This is a genomic window from uncultured Flavobacterium sp., from assembly GCF_963975515.1.
Classification (GTDB): Bacteria; Bacteroidota; Bacteroidia; order Flavobacteriales; family Flavobacteriaceae; genus Flavobacterium.
In genome coordinates, this window is the sequence record NZ_CAXBGY010000003.1 from 338896 (window position 1) to 359980 (window position 21085).

Annotated in this window: 14 protein-coding genes and 1 pseudogene; 11 read left to right on the top strand and 4 right to left on the bottom strand. The window is 30.6% G+C overall.

Going from position 1 to position 21085, the window contains the following annotated elements; genetic code table 11:
• Positions 1 to 12: 12 nt before the first annotated feature.
• The 9 genes from AAC008_RS06260 (at position 13) to AAC008_RS06300 (ending at position 15145) form a co-directional block, all read left to right on the top strand.
• Positions 13 to 1767, top strand: a complete 1755-nt coding sequence (locus AAC008_RS06260; protein WP_339888115.1) for a TonB-dependent receptor — start codon at positions 13 to 15, stop codon at positions 1765 to 1767.
• 65 nt (positions 1768 to 1832) lie between these two features.
• Positions 1833 to 2282 (top strand): hypothetical protein, encoded by a 450-nt coding sequence (locus AAC008_RS06265; RefSeq protein ID WP_339888116.1) that lies wholly within the window; start codon positions 1833 to 1835, stop codon positions 2280 to 2282.
• Positions 2283 to 2476: 194 nt separating this feature from the next.
• Entirely contained in the window at positions 2477 to 4141 is a 1665-nt protein-coding gene (asnB, locus tag AAC008_RS06270; protein WP_339888118.1) for an asparagine synthase B, read from the top strand.
• Positions 4142 to 4410: 269 nt separating this feature from the next.
• A complete protein-coding gene (gene gyrB / locus AAC008_RS06275; RefSeq protein ID WP_339888119.1) occupies positions 4411 to 6354 on the top strand; it encodes a DNA topoisomerase (ATP-hydrolyzing) subunit B in 1944 nt (647 codons plus the stop codon).
• A complete protein-coding gene (locus AAC008_RS06280) occupies positions 6326 to 7360 on the top strand; it encodes a DUF6588 family protein (RefSeq protein ID WP_339888120.1) in 1035 nt (344 codons plus the stop codon). The genes gyrB and AAC008_RS06280 overlap by 29 nt, the downstream gene beginning before the upstream one ends.
• 27 nt (positions 7361 to 7387) lie before the next feature.
• A complete protein-coding gene (locus AAC008_RS06285; protein ID WP_339888122.1) occupies positions 7388 to 8320 on the top strand; it encodes a malate dehydrogenase in 933 nt (310 codons plus the stop codon).
• A gap of 98 nt (positions 8321 to 8418) precedes the next feature.
• Positions 8419 to 11319, top strand: a complete 2901-nt coding sequence (locus AAC008_RS06290; protein ID WP_339888124.1) for a T9SS type A sorting domain-containing protein — start codon at positions 8419 to 8421, stop codon at positions 11317 to 11319.
• Positions 11320 to 11518: 199 nt separating this feature from the next.
• Entirely contained in the window at positions 11519 to 14455 is a 2937-nt protein-coding gene (gene secDF, locus AAC008_RS06295; protein ID WP_339888125.1) for a protein translocase subunit SecDF, read from the top strand.
• A gap of 102 nt (positions 14456 to 14557) precedes the next feature.
• The gene (locus AAC008_RS06300) at positions 14558 to 15145 is read left to right on the top strand and encodes a hypothetical protein (protein WP_339888126.1); all 588 of its coding nucleotides are present in this window, start codon (positions 14558 to 14560) and stop codon (positions 15143 to 15145) included.
• A 65-nt stretch (positions 15146 to 15210) separates the two neighbouring features.
• Here AAC008_RS06300 and lgt read toward each other — a convergent pair whose 3' ends face one another.
• The 4 genes from lgt to folE form a co-directional block, all read right to left on the bottom strand.
• A complete protein-coding gene (lgt, locus tag AAC008_RS06305; RefSeq protein WP_339888128.1) occupies positions 15211 to 16137 on the bottom strand; it encodes a prolipoprotein diacylglyceryl transferase in 927 nt (308 codons plus the stop codon).
• A gap of 233 nt (positions 16138 to 16370) precedes the next feature.
• Positions 16371 to 16598: a membrane protein insertion efficiency factor YidD gene (yidD, locus tag AAC008_RS06310; protein WP_339888130.1), complete on the bottom strand. Its 228-nt coding sequence runs from the start codon at positions 16596 to 16598 to the stop codon at positions 16371 to 16373.
• 138 nt (positions 16599 to 16736) lie between these two features.
• Positions 16737 to 18218 (bottom strand): cysteine--tRNA ligase, encoded by a 1482-nt coding sequence (gene cysS / locus AAC008_RS06315; protein WP_339888132.1) that lies wholly within the window; start codon positions 18216 to 18218, stop codon positions 16737 to 16739.
• Positions 18219 to 18372: 154 nt separating this feature from the next.
• Positions 18373 to 19044 carry a GTP cyclohydrolase I FolE gene (gene folE / locus AAC008_RS06320; RefSeq protein ID WP_339888133.1) on the bottom strand — a complete coding sequence of 224 codons (672 nt, stop codon included), beginning with the start codon at positions 19042 to 19044 and terminating at the stop codon, positions 18373 to 18375.
• Between the two features lie 168 nt (positions 19045 to 19212).
• On the opposite strand from folE, the gene AAC008_RS06325 reads away from it, so the two are divergent.
• Together AAC008_RS06325 and AAC008_RS06330 are read left to right on the top strand one after the other, a co-directional pair.
• Positions 19213 to 19614, top strand: coding sequence for a hypothetical protein (locus AAC008_RS06325; RefSeq protein ID WP_339888134.1), 402 nt, complete (start codon positions 19213 to 19215; stop codon positions 19612 to 19614).
• 9 nt (positions 19615 to 19623) lie between these two features.
• Positions 19624 to 21085, top strand: a pseudogene (locus AAC008_RS06330) (hypothetical protein); the annotation flags it as partial.

The window sequence follows — 21085 nt, forward strand, 5'->3', positions numbered from 1 at the left end:
AAAATAAGAAAAATGAGATATTTAAAAAATATAATTCTAGTAACAGTAATTTTTTCTTTCCAGTTGGCTTTAGCCCAAAAGAAAGATGAAAATATAGGTTCTGAAGTGGTAAATATTGTAAAACCATATAGTCCAACAATTTCTGATGCTTTCAAAGTAAAAGAAACACCAACTTTTGAAGATGATGCAGAAGTACAAAAAGAGAAAATAGAATATTCAATTTTTTCATTTCCTGTAGCTTCAACTTTTACACCAGCAAAAGGAAAAGCAGCTGATGTAGAAAAAGCTAAAAAAGAAAAATTATTCAAAAATTATGCAACTTTAGGTTTGGGTAATTACTTGACTGTTAATGCAGAATTATTCATCACAGAAGATATCAGTAGAAGTGAATATGTAGGAGGAATGATACGTCATTTATCATCACAAGGAGATATTGATGGAGTTGTTTTGGATAATCAATTTGCCACAACAAGTGCTGATGTGACTTACGGAAGTCGCGATAAAGATTTACATTACAATGTAGACTTAGGATTCAAAAATCAAGTAAGCAATTGGTATGGTTTACCAACTGAATTTGTAGCTTTTGATGAAGCAGCTTTAAACTCAATTAAAGAGAAACAATCTTTTAATACTATTCAATTAGGTGGTAAATTAGGAATGAAAGATAGTTTTTTAGACAATTCAACTTTATTGTTTAAACGATTTTCGGATGCATTAGGTTCTGGAGAAAACAGATTTTACATCAAGCCAGAAACTTCATTTGAAGTTATGAATACTAAAGTAAAATTAGATGTAATTGTAGATTATGTTGGAGGAAGTTTTGATAGAAGCTATTATGCTGAACAATCGTATAAATATAGCAACATAAACTTCGGCGCAAGTCCAAGTATTTTGCTACAAGAAGATGATTATTCTGTTCAATTTGGAGCTTCAGTTTTTTATAGTACACAGAAAGTAGATGGAATTTCAGACAGTAAAGTTTTTATATATCCAAACATAAAAGCATCATATAAATTAGTGCCAGAAATTTTAACAGCTTATGCTGGAGCAGAAGGAACATTACATCAAAACTCTTATGCAGATTTTGTAGATGTTAATCCATTTGTTTCTCCAACACTTTATGTTTCACCAACGAATCAAAAATATGATGTTTATGGAGGTTTAAAAGGAAAATTATCTAATTCCGTTTCTTTTAATTTAAGAGCATCATATAAAGATGAAGAGGCAAAAGCTTTATTCAAAAACAATGCATTTGATCCATTAGTAACAAATACTGAAGGATATGTTTTTGGAAACTCTTTTGATGTAGCTTATGATAACGTAAAAACAATTACAGGATTTGCAGAATTGAAAGCTGATTTTTCGAAAAACGTTTCTTTTGGAATAAGCGGTTCATATAATAACTATTCAGTGGACGAAGAGCAAGAAGCATGGAATTTACCTCAAATTCAATTAGCTTCAACAGTAGATTTTAATATTACAGATAAATGGTATGCTGGTGCAAAAGTATTTTTTGTTGGAGATAGAAAAGACCAAATTGCAGTACAAGATGATTTAATGATTGTTCCTGCAACTTTTACAACACAAACAGTAATATTAGACAGTTATTTCGATTTAAATGCACACATTGGATACAAATACAACGAAAGATTAACGGGTTTCTTAAAAGGAAACAACTTAGCAAGTCAGAATTACCAACGTTGGGCGAATTTTCCAGTGCAATCTATTCAAGTAATGATTGGAGCTAATTATAAGTTTGATTTTTAAATGATAATTAATTATAATGAAACGCTAAGTGATACTTTAACTTAGCGTTTTTTATTTAAAAGAAAATGCCAACAAAACCTCAAATCCTTTCTCAATACAAATCCATAGTTCAAGAAAAAATTGAAATCCTTCAAAAAATGATTTCAGATTTAGCTATTGATGCACAAAACGATGCCAAAGGTTCAGCTGGTGACAAACATGAAACTGCATTAGCCATGATGCATTTAGAACAAGAAAAACTGACTCAAAAGCTAAAAGAAGTACTGGAGCATAAAGCTATTTTAGATAAAATTGACGATTCTCAAAATCACAATGTTGTTGCTTTAGGAAGTTTGGTAAAAGCCAATGAAACTTATTTCTTTGTAAGTGCAGCTTTACCAAAAATTACAATAGAAAATCACGATGTTTTCGCACTTTCACCTCAATCACCATTAGGAACAAAATTAATGGGAAACAAAATTGATTTCCAGTTTGAAATTAATACTACAAAATATAGAATTCAATCGGTTGAATAACAATTTCAAATATAAATATCATTTTTTTGCATTTTTAGTTATGAATTTATATTAAAAAATATTTTTTGGTTACGAATTATAACTAAATATTAATTTATAGTTTCATTTAAGTCGTTTTATCCTCAATTTTGTTAAACAATTTAAACGGTTAGTCTTTTAACCCTTTAAACCAATAACTTTTTAAACTCAAAAATATGTGCGGAATAGTATGTGCCTTCGACCTAAAACAAAAAGCTGAAACTTTAAGACCAAAGGTTTTAGAAATGTCTAAAATAATTCGTCATCGTGGACCAGATTGGAGTGGAATTTATTCTGATGAAAAAGCGATTATGTCTCACGAACGTTTGGCAATTGTTGATCCAGCTTCAGGAAAACAACCTTTATTTTCAAAAGATAAAAGTTTAGTTTTAGCGGCTAATGGAGAAATATACAACCACAGAGAATTAAGAAAACAATTTGAAGGCAAATACGAATTTCAAACTGAAAGTGATTGTGAAGTCATTTTAGCTTTATACCAAGAAAAAGGAGTACATTTTTTAGATGAAATGAACGGAATATTTGGTTTCGCTATTTACGATGTTGAAAAAGACGAATATTTCATTGCTCGTGATCATATGGGAATTATACCTTTATATATAGGTTGGGATGAACATGGAACTTTTTACGTAGCGTCAGAATTAAAAGCTTTAGAAGGAGTTTGTACAAAAATTGAATTATTTCCACCAGGACATTATATGTCAAGTAAAGATGGTGAATTTGTGCAATGGTATAAAAGAGAATGGACAGACTTTGAAGCGGTAAAAGATAACGAAACAAGTATTATTGAAATAAAAACAGCCTTAGAAGCAGCAGTTAGAAGACAATTAATGAGTGACGTGCCTTATGGAGTTTTACTTTCAGGAGGATTAGATTCATCAATAACTTCAGCTATTGCCAAAAAATATGCTCAAAAAAGGATTGAATCAGATAGTAAATCAGACGCTTGGTATCCACAATTACATTCCTTTGCAGTTGGGTTAAATGGATCTCCAGATTTAGCAGCAGCTCAAAAAGTAGCAGATCACTTAGGAACGATTCATCATGAAATTAAATTTACTATTCAGGAAGGTTTAGACGCAATTAAAGATGTTATTTATAATATAGAAACGTATGATGTAACTACAATTCGTGCTTCAACTCCAATGTATTTAATGGCAAGAGTTATTAAGTCTATGGGAATTAAAATGGTTCTTTCAGGAGAAGGTGCAGACGAATTATTTGGAGGTTATTTATATTTTCACAAAGCACCAAACGCACAAGAATTTCACGAAGAAACAGTTCGTAAATTAAGCAAATTACACATGTACGATTGTCTTCGTGCTAATAAAAGTCTAGCCGCTTGGGGAATTGAAGGTCGTGTACCATTTTTAGATAAAGAATTTATGGATGTTGCTATGCGAATCAACCCACAAGACAAAATGATTAACGGTGAACGCATGGAAAAATGGGTTTTACGTAAAGCTTTTGAAGATATGTTACCAGAGAGTGTAGCTTGGAGACAAAAAGAACAATTCAGTGATGGAGTAGGGTATAGTTGGATTGATACTTTAAAGGAAGTCGTAGCTAAAGAAGTTTCGGATGAACAATTGGCAAATGCTAAATATAAATTTCCAATTCAAACACCAACATCAAAAGAAGAATATTATTACCGTTCAATTTTTACAGAACATTTTCCAAGTGATGCAGCTGCTAAAAGCGTTCCACAAGAAGCAAGTGTTGCTTGTAGTACAAAAATAGCCTTAGAATGGGATGAAGCTTTTAAAAATATGAATGATCCTTCCGGAAGAGCAGTTGCAAATGTACATACGGAAGCGTATTAGATTTTTCGATAGTTCGATTCTTCGAAACATCTAATAATCAAACCATCGAAAAGTCTCTTCTAAGCAATTTTATAAAATAAACTAATTTAAACAAAAGGCTAAATTGATTAAAATTCGATTTTAGCCTTTTTTTAAGCGATTTGCGAGACTTTTTAGAAATTAACAAATGTTGATAACTTGCGGTCATTTTAAGGTGCTTTTTAGCTATGTTCTTTATTAAATGGCTATATTTGTGTTTGTAATAAAAAAATCGTTTAAGATTTAATAATATGAGTGAAGAAATAAACAAAAGCAATTATTCAGCAGACAGTATTCAGGCCTTAGAAGGAATGGAGCACGTAAGAATGCGACCTTCTATGTATATTGGAGATGTTGGAGTCAGAGGACTTCATCATTTAGTGTATGAAGTCGTAGATAACTCTATTGACGAAGCAATGGGTGGTTATTGTGATACTATTAGAGTAGATATTAATGAAGATGGTTCAGTTTCAGTAGAAGATAATGGTCGTGGTATTCCAGTTGGAATTCATAAAAAAGAAGGAGTTTCTGCCCTAGAAGTTGTAATGACTAAAATTGGTGCTGGAGGTAAATTCGATAAAGATTCATACAAAGTTTCTGGAGGATTACACGGAGTTGGAGTTTCTGTTGTAAATGCATTGTCAAATCATTTACGCGCAACAGTTCATAGTTCTGATGGAAAAATTTACGAACAAGAATACGAAAAAGGTAAAGCGCTTTATCCGGTTAAACAAATTGGAACAACAGATAAAAGAGGTACAATTGTAACTTTTTATCCTGATGATTCAATCTTTACGCAGTCAGTTGAGTTTTCTTATGATACATTGTCTGCTCGTATGCGTGAATTGTCATTCTTAAATAAAGGAATTACAATTACATTTACTGATAAAAGAGAAGTAGATAAAGACGGAAACTTTGTGTCTGAAATTTTTCATTCAACAGAAGGTTTAAAAGAATATATCAGATATTTAGATGCAAATCGTGAGCCTATAATAAACCATGTTATTTCAATGGATTCTGATAAAGGAGAAATTCCAGTTGAGGTTGCATTGATTTATAATACAAGTTACACAGAAAATATATTTTCTTATGTAAATAATATTAATACACACGAAGGAGGAACGCATTTACAAGGTTTTAGAACAGGTTTAACTCGTTCTTTAAAGAAATATGCAGATGCTTCTGGATTACTAGATAAATTAAAATTCGAAATTTCTGGAGATGATTTCCGTGAAGGGTTAACAGCTATTATTTCGGTAAAAGTTGCAGAACCACAATTCGAAGGACAAACCAAAACAAAATTAGGAAATAGAGAGGTTGTTTCACCAGTTAGTCAGGCTGTTGGTGATATGATTGAAGCTTATTTAGAAGAAAATCCTAATGATGCTAAAATTATTGTTCAAAAAGTAATCTTGGCTGCTCAAGCTCGTCACGCTGCAAAAAAAGCACGTGAAATGGTTCAAAGAAAAACCGTTATGGGTGGTGGTGGATTACCTGGAAAATTATCTGATTGTTCAGAACAAGATCCAGCAAAATGCGAAGTATTCCTAGTAGAGGGAGATTCGGCAGGTGGAACGGCAAAACAAGGTCGTGATAGAATGTTTCAAGCTATTTTGCCTTTAAGAGGTAAAATTTTGAACGTTGAAAAAGCCATGCAACACAAAGTTTTTGAAAACGAAGAGATAAGAAATATATTTACAGCTTTAGGTGTAACTGTTGGTACAGAAGAAGATAGTAAAGCCTTAAATCTTTCAAAATTAAGATACCATAAAGTAGTAATTATGTGTGATGCCGATGTCGATGGTTCTCACATTTCTACTTTAATATTAACGTTCTTCTTTAGATTTATGAAAGAATTAATTGAAGGTGGACATGTTTATATTGCAGCACCACCTTTATATTTAGTTAAAAAAGGAAACAAAAAAGAATACGCTTGGTCAAATGATCAACGTGATTTAATAAATCAAAAAATGGGTGGTTCAGCGTCAATTCAACGTTATAAAGGTCTTGGAGAGATGAATGCAGAACAGTTATGGGATACAACCATGAATCCAGATTTTAGAACATTACGTCATGTAAATATTGATAGTTTATCCGAAGCAGATAGAGTTTTCTCAATGTTAATGGGAGATGAGGTTCCACCTCGTAGAGAGTTTATTGAAAAAAATGCAGCTTACGCAAATATTGACGCTTAAGATGGATAAAGTTGCTACGATTGTTTTATTTTTATTAGTTATTACAACTAATCAATTGAAAGCACAAAATGCAGAAGTATTTCAACAAATAGGGTATCTACTTAATGATGCCCTTTTGTATTCTGATAAATACATAACTCCTGCTACTGATGCCGCAGTTTATCAAGCATCTTCTGGTTGGATGACTTCTGCTAAGAAAAAAGAATTAGGAGAAGTAACGTTTGGAGTAAATGCTAATTTATTTTTTGTGCCTAAATTGGATAGAACTTTCACGGCAAGTAATAATGACTTTGAGTTCTTCTCTATAGAAGGACAAAATAGTGTTGAGGTTCCTACAGCTTTAGGAAACAATAATCAATATTATTTAGTGGGTGATTTAGGAGGTTCAGAAGTACGATTAAAATCTCCAGAAGGAGTTAATGAAGAAACTGTTTTTTATCCGTATTTACAAGCTGGTGTTGGTCTTTGGTATGGTACAGAAGTACTAGTTAAATACTCTCCAAAAACCAAGCTTAAAAAAGGAGATTATCAAGTTTATGGAGCTGGTTTAAAACATAATTTGGATCAGTATTTTTCTGAAAATTTCAACAAAACTATTCATGTATCTGCATTGGTTGCTTATTCTAAAGAAAATTTGAGTTTCGATTTTGTTGATATTCAATCTGCTTATGGAACTTTAGGAATTAATTCTTTAGGAAGTAGTATAGATACCTATCAAACTCAGATTAATATATCTAAAACACATAAAAATTTAGAAATATTATGGGGAATTATTTTTAACATAAGTGATTTCAATTATAAGTTTGATGGAGAAAAAGGAAGCATTGAAGAAATTATTCCTTTACAGGATATTTTGAATGATAGAATGAAAGATTTGAGTAAAACAAAACGAAATTTAATAGGTGAATTTTCTGGTAGATATCAATTTAACAAGTTTTTTGTACAAGGTACACTTGCTTTTGGTAAATTTGTAAACACAAATGTTTCATTACAATATGAATTTTAATTTAATAATTTTATAAATAACACAAATATGAAAGTTACAATAGTAGGTGCTGGTAATGTAGGTGCTACTTGTGCAGATGTTATTTCTTATAGAGGAATTGCAAGCGAAGTAGTTTTATTAGACATCAAAGAAGGTTTTGCAGAAGGAAAAGCAATGGATATTATGCAATGCTCAACCACAACAGGTTTTAATACTGTAGTTTCGGGAAGCACAAATGATTATACTAAAACAGCTAAATCTGATGTAGTAGTGATTACATCTGGAATTCCAAGAAAACCAGGAATGACTCGTGAAGAATTAATCGGAATTAATGCTGGAATTGTAAAATCAGTTGCAGTAAATATTTTAGAACATTCTCCAGATGCAATTATCGTTGTAGTATCTAACCCTATGGATACAATGGCATATTTAACATTAAAAGCAACAGGTTTGCCTAAAAATAGAGTTATTGGAATGGGTGGAGCTTTAGATAGCTCACGTTTCAAATATTTCTTATCACAAGCTTTACAGAAACCATCAAATGATGTGCAAGGTATGGTAATTGGTGGTCATGGTGACACAACTATGATTCCATTAACAAGATTAGCTTCTTACAATGGTTCTCCAATTGCAAACTTCATGTCACAAGAAGAAATGGATAAAGTTGCTGCTTCAACAATGGTTGGTGGTGCAACGTTGACAGGTTTATTAGGAACTTCAGCTTGGTATGCTCCTGGAGCTTCTGTAGCATTTTTAGTAGATTCTATCTTAAACAACCAAAAACGTATGATTCCTTGTTCAGTTATGTTAGAAGGAGAATATGGACAAAGCGATATTTGTATCGGTGTTCCATGTATTATCGGAAGAAACGGTGTAGAAGAAATTGTAGATGTAAAATTAAATGATGCTGAAAAAGCATTATTTGCTAAAAGTGCAGAAGCAGTTAGAAATATGAATGCTGATTTGAAATCGGTTTTATAATTCCTATAATAAATTTTTACTAAAGCGATAAATTATAAACATTTATCGCTTTTTTTATTTAATAATTATATATTTGAGATGATTAATATAGTAAAATCATGAAGAATAGTATAAAATTATTAAGTTGTTTTCTTTTATTATTTCTTGTTAAATTTTCAGGTTTTTCTCAGAAAACTGATTCTAGTTTTTCACCAAATGGAATATTTGATAATGTTTTTGACGACAAAGGCAATAGTTTTAAATTATCTGATATTATTGTTGAAGAATCTAGAAAGATAAGTAATGGAAATGTAATTAATAATACTCTGCTTTGTACTTCTGGTATTTTTGAATTATATTTTGAAACTGGTTGCGGAATGGAAGTTGTTGGAAATACTATTCATGACCAACGAAGAGCAATTATTTGTCAGGCATTTAGTGACATGTCTGATTTTATTATAACACCATTAAAAAATTCAGGAAATAGCAATAAAGTTAAAATTTGGATTAGAAGTCCCGTTTCATTAGGGTTACCTACAGGTGCTGTGGGTGCTGCTTCAGCTTATTACAATGTTCCTACTGGAAACAATATAATCGCATCTCAAGGATATCCTATTAGAGGTATTGTAGATAATGAAATATGGAAAACTATAAATTCAGGAACAGATTCATACTCAAATACTGTATTTCCAATTTCTACTACAGGTCAAGATATCAATTTTTATCACGGGTATACTTGTTTCAATTTTAATAGTTCTACCGTTTGGAATTTAGATATGAATAAACATGACTCAGCTTCAGGTTACGTTTTGAATAGTGTTGATTTTTATACAGTAATAATACATGAGTTAACACATTTATTAGGTTTTAATAGCTTGATGAATTCTACAGGATATAGTTTATTTTGGGGTAATTCTAATTTAGATAATTCAGGGTGGTATTTTACAAGATATGATAAATTTTTAAAAACACCATCAAATATATCGTTGATTAGTAATTCATATTCTGGTTCCTCTAATTGTCAGATGTATGATTATTTTTTCAATTCAAATGTTTCAAACGCAGTGATTTACCCTCTATGTGCAAATAGTACACCTTATCAAGGTAATTCAGGGTTGTTTAATTGTCCTACTTCAATTATTTATTCTGGTACTGCAACTGTTCCTGTTTATACACCACCATGTTTTGAAAACGGAAGCAGCTTAAGTCATTTTGAAGACGCCTGCTACAATAATAATTCTAATGACCAATATTTTATGATGAGTGATAGAGCAAGCGGTCTTTTTGCAAAACGATTTTTAACTACAGAAGAACGTTTAACTTTATGTGATATTGGTTATAGTTTAAATACTACTTTTGGTACTACTTCAAATTTTACTTATAAAGATTATAATTCAACTATTTGCAATGGCAATGGTGTTGCTGGAACTAATGATGGAATAAATTCTTCGGGTGGTTATATCTATCAGGGACTTTCTGGAACTATAATTCCAATTAGTGGAATATTGAGTAACGATTATACAAATGGTTCATTAAATAATTTAAGATATGAATATGTACAAAATTTAACGGATCCTAATGCATATTTTTCTCAAGCATCAGGCTCTAGTAACCAAACTATTACTATGACTTCTTACGTTCCAGGAATACATGTATTAAGATATGTTCCATATGACAATGCTACTGGTAAAAGAGGTAATGTTACTTATATATACGTTAATGTTCTAAACAATTGTAATCAAGAAGATATTTGTAGTTTAGTTAAAAATGGAAATTTTGAAGAACATAATTATTCCCCAAATAACAATAGTCAAATTTATAAAGCCTGTGGGTGGCAAAATGCTAGTTATAAGACAACTGCAGAGTATTACAACTCAAACGCAACATCACAGTCTTATGGGATTCCGTGTAATTTTGCAGGACTTCAACATGATAAAATTTCTAATAATCATGCCTATGCGGGTATGTTTATTAGTTTTTTTAGACCAAATTTTTTACAAAACGTTTATTCAGAATCTATTAAAACAGAATTAGTGAGTGCTTTAGAACCAAATACTCAATATAATTTGTCATTTGATGTTTCTAATGCGGATAAATATAGACAAAGGTCAATAAAATTTCAAGCACTGATTACTGATACAAATATAGAATTAATCACAGGTGGAATTATTCCAGATAACTTTATTAATAATAATGTGGTTTTTTTAACTAATTCAACTTTCTCAAATTCAAGTTCAGCAAGTACTGATGGATGGGAAAATATAAGTTTTACTTTTACAACAGGGAATAATGCTAATTTAAAATATTTGTATTTAGGAGGATTAAATAACGTTCTTACTCAAACTGAAAACAATCCAAATACAGATTGCAATGGAGTTACGCTTCCAAATTATAGTGCGGAAGCTTATTATTATCTAGATAATGTTAGACTGGTTCCTGTGTTTCCAATTAATTATTTAAATGCAAATGATGATGATTTTACAAATACACCTATTAATGGTCAAAATGGGGGAATAACTAACAGTGTTTTTAATAATGATTATTATGATGAATTATTAAATAACCAAGCTAATATATCAAATGTGGTTTTTTCACTAGTAAGTCCTTCACCTATTCCAGGAGCTTCAATAAATGACCTTGGGCAAATTGTTATTCCAGCAAATACTAATGTAGGGAATTATACATTTAATTATACGATTAGTAATTTAGATAACTGCGTTAATGATGCAGCAACAGCTATGGTGACAATAGATAATAATTTAGCTAACGATAATTATTCTAATTCAAACCAAACTATTAATGTATTTCCAAATCCAACTTTTAATTCAGTTTCCTTTGATAATAGTTTTGCTAACTATTATTCGGTATTTGTTTACAATACTTTGGGACAAAAGTTGAGTTTTCAAAATTTAGAATCTTCAAAAAATGAGACAATTAATCTAAGTGAATTACCTAAAGGAGTATATTTTTTAATGTTTTTAGGAGAAAACAACCAAGTTGTAAAAATTGTTAAAAATTAAATTTACTCATAAATATATTGTAATCTAATTAAAATCAGGCTGTTATTTTTTAACAGCCTTTTTTATTAAATATAAAATAACAGTTACTTTTATTATTATAGGACTATTTTAACATTAGTATAAAATAAAATTGTTTAATCCTATTGTATATTATATATTTGTTCGTTTTTTAAAATACAATAAATTAATTTTTTGAATAATGCAGAATAAAGGACTTATTAAATTTTTCGCAATTATTTTTGCCGTAGCATGTATCTACCAATTAACGTTTACTTACGTTGCAAATAGTTATGCAGAAAAAGCAAAATCATTTGCAAATGGAGATTTCGCAAAAGAGCAAAAATACCTAGATTCTATAGGTAAGGAGAAAGTATACATGGGTAATACTTACAATGAAGTAGTTGCAAAGCAAATCAACAAAGGATTAGACTTAGAAGGTGGAATCAATGTTATTCTTCAGATATCAGTAAAAGATATTTTAAAAGGATTAGCTAATAATACTAAAAACCCAGTTTTTAATAAAGCATTAGCCGAAACAGCAAATAATCAAGTTGGTAATCAAACTTATTTAGATGCTTTCTTTGAAACTTTTGATAAAGAGGCAGCAGCATCAAACACTAAATTATCTAGTGCTGAGATTTTTGGAACAAGAGCATTGGATGATGTTATTAAGTTTAACATGACTAATAATCAAGTTAAACCATTAATTAAAGCTGAAGTAGCAAAATCTGTTGAAAGTGCTTTTGAAGTATTAAGAAAACGTATTGACCAATTTGGTGTAACACAACCTAATATTCAAATGTTAGGAGAAACAGGTAGAATTTTAGTAGAATTGCCAGGTGCAAAAGATGTGGATCGTATTAAGAAATTATTACAAGGAACTGCACAATTAGAATTTTGGGAAACTTACAAAATTGACGAAGTTGCTGAATATATTGTTTCAGTAAATGAAGCTTTAAAGAAAACAGAAGTTAAAGGAAAAGATATTAAAGAAACAGTTTCTAAAGGAATTGACTCTTTATTAGTTGATAAAGCAGATACTTTATCAAATCAAGTAAATCCATTATTCGATAAAATTCAGGTTAGTCAACAACCAGGAACTTCAATAATTGGATATGCAAAACTTTCTGATACAGCAAAAATCAATTCTTATTTCAAAAGAAGTGATATGAAAGCTTTATTGCCAAGTAAATTGGCTGATGTAAAGTTTGCTTGGGGAAAAGTTAATGACAAGACTCCAGATATTACTGAATTATATGCATTAAAAGGAAATAGAGAGAATGTTGCTCCTATTAGTGGTGGCGTTATTACTAATGCAACGGATACTTATGATGGTACTGGGAAACCTGCTGTTAGTATGCAAATGAACGGTAAAGGAGCAAAAGCTTGGGAAAAAATGACAGGTGAAGTTTCTCAACAAGGTAACGCAATCGCAATTACATTAGATAATACAGTGTATTCTGCACCAGGTGTCTCAAAAGGACCAATTTCTGGTGGAAGTTCTGAAATTTCTGGTTCTTTTACAATTGAAGAAACAAAAGATTTAGCTAACGTATTGAGAGCTGGTAAATTACCTGCAAGAGCTGATATTTTACAATCTGACGTAGTTGGACCTTCATTAGGTCAAGAAGCTATTGATAATGGTATTATGTCATTCATCATTGGATTCTCATTGGTATTATTATGGATGGTTTTTTATTATGGAAAAACAGGGTTCTATGCTAATTTAGCATTATTAGTAAATATTCTTTTCATCTTTGGAGCTTTAGCAAGTTTTGGAGCTGTATTAACATTACCTGGTATTGCTGGTATTGTCTTAACGATTGGTATGGCAGTTGATGCTAACGTAATTATCTTTGAAAGAGCTAAAGAAGAATTAGATTCAGGTAAAACAATTGAAGAAGCTGTTAATTATGCATATACATGGAAAGGAGCAATGTCATCTATTATTGATGCCAATGTAACTACTTTTATTACAGCATTAATTTTATTCTTCTTAGGAACAGGACCAATTAAAGGTTTTGCAACTACTTTACTTATAGGTATTCTAACTTCGTTGTTTACTGCAATTTTTATAACTAGAATATTCTTAGATTGGAGTATTTCTAAAGGAGAAAAATTAGCGTTTTCAACATCAATTACTAAAAACTGGTTCAAAAACATGAACTTTGATTTCTTAGGAAAAAGAAAAATTGCTTATGTTATTTCAGGAGTTTTAATCGCTTTATCTTTATTCTCAATCTTTACAAAAAGCTTAAATTTAGGTGCAGATTTCGTTGGAGGAAGAACGTTTCAAGTTCGTTTTGATAAAGCTGTAGTTGCTCCAGATGTAACTCAAGATTTAGTAGCTACTTTTGGAAGTGCCGAAGCAAAAGTTTTTGGTAACGATAATCAATTAAAAATTACTACAAAGTATAAAGTTAATGAAGAAAGCGAAGGGGTTGATAAAGAAGTAAATGAAATGTTATACAAAACATTGCAAAAATATTTACCAAAAGGAACAACTTATGAAGATTTTGTTGTGTCTTCTGATACAAAAGCTTACGGAATTATGAAGTCTTCTAAAGTATCGGGAACAATTTCAAAAGATATAACAACGAACTCTATTTGGGCTGTTTTTGGTTCTTTATTTGTAGTGTTCTTATATTTAATGCTTTCATTTAAAAAATGGCAATTTGGACTTGGAGCTGTACTAGCAGTTGCACATGATGTTATTATTGTATTAGGTATATTCTCATTCTTCTACAACATATTACCATTCAACATGGAAATTGACCAAGCATTTATTGCGGCTATCTTAACAGTAATTGGTTATTCATTAAATGACACGGTAATTGTATTTGATAGAATTCGTGAATATTTAGATTATAACTCAACATCAGATTTTGATGGTTTAGTAAATAAAGCTATTAATACAACATTAAGTAGAACTATAAATACTTCTGCAACTACATTAGTAGTTTTAGTAGCAATATTTATCTTAGGTGGTGAAACTATCAGAGGATTCGTATTTGCTATTCTAGTAGGTATCTTAGTAGGTACATATTCTTCATTATTTGTTGCAACACCAATTATGCGTGATTCAATGAGTGAAAAAGAAAAATTAAAAATGGCTCAATTCAAAAAAGAAGATTAGTCAAAAAAATATAAGTTTGAAAAAAAATCCTAAAATGAAAATTTTAGGATTTTTTTTTGATTAACTCTATCTATATTTGTTTAAATTTTAACTTCAAAATATATGAAAAAACTTATTTTAGGATTACTGATTCTACCTTTAATGTCTATAGCCCAAGATGGAGAATCAAAGGAATATAGTGGGGAGATTAAATCCAACCTTTTTGACTTGGTAGTAGGAAAATCTTTTAATGTTGGATATGAACATTTTTTAAAGGGTAATCAATCCGTTCAGCTTGATGTTACCTTATTTGATACATATTCTTATATAGACGCTTCGGAGTTAGAAAAAAATGGACTAATTGGAATACAAGCCTCATACAATATTTATTTTTCTAAAAGTAAGAAACAACATGGCTTTGTGTTTTCACCTTTTTTAAAATATAGAGTTGGTAAACAAGAAACAATTGACTACTATTATTACTATGATTATAATAATGGTACAGGTTCAAGCTCAAATATGATTAGAGAATTTGATTTGAGTGGATTAGAAGCCGGTTTTGGTATAGGTCATAAATGGCTATTTAATGATAAAATAAGTCTTACTTTAGGATCTCAAATTGCTAGAAATTTTTCAAATTCAAAAGAAATTAGTGACAACTATTCAGATATAAATTTTAAAGCTCACGTAACTTTAGGATTTAGATTGTAAGAAAAAAAAAGGCCTTAAATTATTAAGGTCTTTTTTTCTTTATTCAATTGCTTAAATTGTTTTTTTTATGCAGATTTCTTTGCTCTAAACATAAAGAAAATTCCAGCAATTACAAATGGAATACTCAACCATTGACCAGTAGAAAGTAAACCTAGACTTTCTTCAAATCCACCTTGACTTTCTTTAACGTATTCAACTATAAATCTAACTGTCCAAAGTAATACTAAGAATGTTCCAAAAAGTAATCCTTGCTTGTTTCTAGCGTCAGTTTTCCAATACATATAAAAGAGTATAGCAAATACAAAAACATAACCTAAAGCTTCATATAATTGAGCAGGATGTTTTGGAGTGACTTCAGCTAATACATCAGAGAATTGTGGATTAGTTTCAATAGCCTTATAAGCATCATTTACATCTGAAATATTAGTTTTTTCAAAAGCTTCTCTTGGGGTAAATTTATCTCTTATAAATTTAATTCCGAATGACGAAGTAGTTTCTTTTCCAACAATTTCTGAATTAAAAAAATTACCCAATCGAACAAATATAGCACCACTAGCAACTGGAATTACAATTCTATCTAAAATCCATAATAAAGGCTTGTCAATTATTTTTTTACGTTTAATTATTATCATGGCAATTATAATAACTATTGCAGCACCATGACTTGCTAAACCAGCAAAACCTGTAAATTCCCAACCATCTGCAGTTTCTCTTATAGGTAATAAAATTTCCAATAAATGATTTTTGAAATAAGCCCAATCGTAAAAAAATACATGACCTAATCTAGCACCTAATAATGTTGCAACTACCGTGTACACAAAAACGTTATCTAATTTTTCAACAGATAAGCCATCTCTTTCAAAAATAGGTTTCATGATATACCAACCTAATCCGAAAGCAACTACAAACATTAAACTATAAAAACGAAGTGTAATAAAACCTAAATCAAATCCTTCAGAAGGATTCCAAACCATATATAATGCGTTGTTCATGTGTGTTTTTCTTTTAAAAGGGTAAAAATAAAGATTATTATCTGTTAAGTTGTTAAAAAAGATTAAAATTCAATAGCAATGATAATTTCAATATCAAAAAATAAAACCAATTTCAATGACAATAAAAAAATTATTCAAATTTCTCTAATTTTTAAAGTCTGTGTTCCAAATAATCTTCAATTTCTACTAAAAAATATTGGTTAATTTCAGATTTATAGAACTGAACACAAAAATCAAGGAACTGGATCATAACCACTTTTTCCCCAAGGATGACAACTAGCAATTCGTTTAATAGCTAACCAACCACCTTTAAACAAGCCATGTTTCTGTAAAGCTTCAACAGTATAATGGGAACATGTTGGTTCAAAACGACAAGCAGCAGGTGTAAACGGAGAAATTGCTCCTTGGTAAAAACGTACCAAAAGCACAAAAGGAAAAATTAATATTTTTTTTAAGCTCAAAATAATTCTTATTCATTGCCGTTCGGCTTAAGCCAACGGATTTGTTTTAAATTTCAATTTCAAAAAAAGATTATTCAAATTTCTATAATTTCTCAGATCTGTGTTCCAAATAATTTATTTATTCAGCAGTCTTATATTTTAAATTGAGAAACTCGTTCCATCTTTACCATCTTTCAAGATAACTCCTGTAGTAGCAAGTTTGTCGCGAATTTCATCCGATAAAGCCCAGTTTTTATTGGCTCTAGCTTCATCTCTCATCGTGATTAGCATCTCAACAACTCCTGTTAATTTATCTGTATTATTACTTGATGATTTTACATTTTTAATTCCTAAAACATCAAACACAAATGCATTCAAAGTTTCTTTTAAAATCGCAATATCTTCAGCAGTTAAAGTTTCTTTTTTATCATTTACTAGATTGATGTATTTTACACCTTCAAACAAATTTGCTATTAGAATTGGAGTATTGAAATCATCATTCATGGCTTTATAACACTGCTCTTTCCAGTTTTGAATAGATAGAGTAGAAGTAGTGCTTGGAACTAATTTGTCTAACAAAGCAATTCCTTCCATCAAACGATTAAAACCTTTTTCAGCTGCAACCATCGCATCATTAGAAATATCTAAAACACTTCTGTAATGCGCTTGTAAAAAACTGAAACGAATAACATTTGCACTAAAACTCTTTTCAAAAAATGGATTATTTCCACCTACTAATTCCATAGGTAAAACATAATTTCCTGTAGATTTACTCATGCGAAGTCCATTCATGGTCAACATATTTGTATGCATCCAATAATTTACTGGAGAATGACCAAAACTAGCTTTAGCTTGAGCAATTTCACATTCATGATGCGGAAATTTTAAATCCATTCCACCACCGTGAATATCAAAGTTTTCACCCAAATATTTTGTACTCATTGCAGTACATTCCAAATGCCATCCCGGAAAACCAGCTCCCCAAGGAGAGTTCCATCGCATTATGTGTGCAGGAGAAGCATTTTTCCAAAGCGCAAAATCTTGTGGATTTTTTTTCTCACTTTGTCCATCTAAATCTCTTGTGTTAGCAAATAATTCTTCTACATTACGGTTACTTAATTCACCATAATTTAAGCCTTTTTTATTGTATTCTAATACATCAAAATATACAGAACCATTACTTTCATAAGCAAATCCATCAGCAATCATGCGTTGCGTTAATTCAATTTGCTCAATAATGTGTCCCGTTGCAGTTGGTTCAATAGTTGGTTCTAAAAAATTAAACTCTTGCAAAACCTTATGAAAATCTACAGTATATTTCTGAACAATTTCCATTGGTTCTAATTTCTCCAATTTCGATTGCTTTACAAAACGATCATTTTCTACATCACCATCATCAGTTAAATGTCCGGCATCAGTAATGTTTCTTACATATCGAATGTTATAACCCAAATGCAATAAATACCTATAGATAACATCAAAACTCATAAAAGTTCTCACGTTTCCTAAGTGTACATTACTATAAACCGTTGGCCCACATACATACATACCTACATTTCCATCCGAAATCGGAGTAAATAATTCCTTTTTTCCAGAAGTTGTGTTATATAAGTGTAACGAATTGTTTTTATATAGTTGCATATTTTTTATTTCTTGTGCTGAATTTATTTCAGTATTTTGAAGCTAATCCTGCTATTCGCTATATCTTTTTATCTCGTTTTAAGAACGAGACAAAAAGGATGCCGCTACTATCAGGGCTAGGGCAATTATTTTCAGTTGAAATTATTTTTTAAAATTAAAAAGTAGTTTCCATTTTAATATAATCCAAAAACTCTCTTCTTACGTTGTCTTCTTTGAATTTTCCACCAAATTCGGCAGTAACCGTACTACTTTCTATGTCTCTTATTCCTCTAGAATTCACACATAAATGTTTTGCATCAATAACGCAAGCAACATCTTCTGTGCCTAATACTTTCTTAAGTTCTTCAACAATCTGAATATTCAAACGTTCTTGAACTTGAGGTCTTTTAGCAAAATAATCAACAATTCGGTTCATTTTAGATAAGCCTACAACAGTTCCGTTAGAAATATAAGCAACGTGTGCACGACCTACGATAGGAAGTAAATGATGCTCGCAAGTAGAATAAACAACAATGTTTTTTTCTACCAACATTTCGTTGTATTTGTATTTGTTGTCAAAGGTAGAAGAGCTAGGTTTTTTATCTGGATTTAATCCACCAAAAATCTCTTTTACAAACATCTTTGCAACACGGTTTGGAGTACCTTTTAGACTGTCGTCTGTTAAGTCCATTCCAAGTGTATTTAAGATATTTTCAACATCTTTTTTTATTAATTCAATTTTTTCTTCATCAGAAATAGCAAAAGCATCTGCTCTTAAAGGAGTATTAGTACTTGTTCCAATATGGTTTTCGCCAATTTCTAAATTAAAATCTTCGTTTTTAGACATATTATTATGCAATAAGTTTATAGCAATTTTTTAAAGTGCAAAGATAAATAATAAACTTTAAAAAAGAGTAGAAATGTTAAAACTATACATTTTAATATATTTTGTTTAATTTAATGTTAAATTTTTGTACATTTCGACACCCTTAATTAACTATTATTTTATAAAAATATGAAAGTAAAAGTACTTTTAGCGTTACTGCTATTTATCACATCAATCAGTATAAAAGCCCAGGAAACAAAATCATCTTGTGATTTTGAATATTCAATAGATATTAAATCTACTGAAAACAAAGGTTCAGCTATTTTTAACTGGGATATTTCGAAGAACAAAGATAAAACCATTGAAGTTATAGTTGAAATTGTTCCAATAAAAGATTGCTACAATAATGAGAAAGCAACCAGATATAGAGAAACAGTTTTCTTTAATTTAAAAAGTATTGAGTTAATAGATAAGAATTCAATAGAAACTAATACAGATAAATTAAGATCAAAATGTTTTAAATGGAGAGTAGTAATCAAATCAGATGTTTGTACTAAAAAGTATGACTGGAACTATTATTCTTTATTATAAAAAATTATTATGAAAAAAATTACTTTACTTTTTATATTATTAGTTAATCTAGCAAATGGGCAAGGAGCTTCATGTGACCAAGCAACTGCATTTTGTGCTGGTTCTGGTGCTTTTATTTTCCCAAACATCACTGGTTCTGATAATTCAGATGATATTGCATGTTTATTTAGTCAACCAAATGCCTCATGGTTTTATTTGCAAATTGAAAATTCGGGTGTATTAGAGTTTAATATCGTACAAAATTCAGCTTTCAACGCTGCGGGTATACCAATAGGTACTGAGATAGATGTAGATTTCGTGGCTTGGGGGCCATTTGCTCCGGGACAAGATTTTTGTTCTTTGATAAATATGGGAAGTTGTTCTCCTTGTCCAAGTAACACAAGTGATCCGAATTATTATCCTGTTGGAAATATAATTGATTGTAGTTATAGTAGTTTAGCTGTTGAAAACTTTACTATTCCTAATGGAGTTTCTGGTCAGATTTACGTAGTTTTAATCACTAATTATGATGATGATCCAGGCTTCATACAACTACAACAAACTAATTCTGCTAATGCAAATGCAGGTTCTACAAATTGTGATGTTGTTTGTGGTGTTGATGTGGGACCCGATCAAATTTTTTGTAGCACTTCAACAACATGTTATACAATTAACGCTCTTTTTAATGCACCTTCTGCTCAACCTGGAACACCAGTTTATGTTTGGTCACTAGATATAGGAGATGGTAATGGACCAGTTATTCAGCCGGCTTTCACTACACAATCTATTACTGTTTGTCAAAGTGGTATTTGGTCAGTCACTGTAACAAGACCTGGTTGTACAGCTGGAGCCACTGATGAAGTACTCGTCACATTTTCTGCACCACCAAACCTTAATACTCCCCCAGATATTACAGGTACTGCAGGAAGTTGTAGTCCTGAGTTTGATTTAACCTCTATTATTGTAGGTATGTTAGGTTCACAAAATCCAGCAGATTATTATGTTACTTTTCACTTGGATTTATTTGATTCTTTTGATGGTTCAAATCCAATTCCAAATCCTACTACATTTACCACCACAACATCAATACCAATTTATGTTCGTGTAGAAAACCTAAACAATCCTCTTTGTTTCGAAAACACAGAATTTAATCTTATTGTAGATTGTGTCGCCACAGCAACTATGCCACCAGATATGATTGTCTGCGACGATATTACTAATAATGGAACCGAAACATTTAATTTAACAACACAAAACGCTGCTATATATGATGTACTTGATCCAACTCAATATACTATAACATATCATACCACATTATTAGGAGCACAAACTAATAATTCTACTGATTTAGCAACACCACCAACAGCATACGTTGGAGGGCCAAATCAGATTATTTATGTTCGCTTAGAATCAAATATTGATTCTACTATATATGACACAACCTCATTCAATTTAATAGTAAATCCATTACCAACTGCAGCAATTGGTGCAA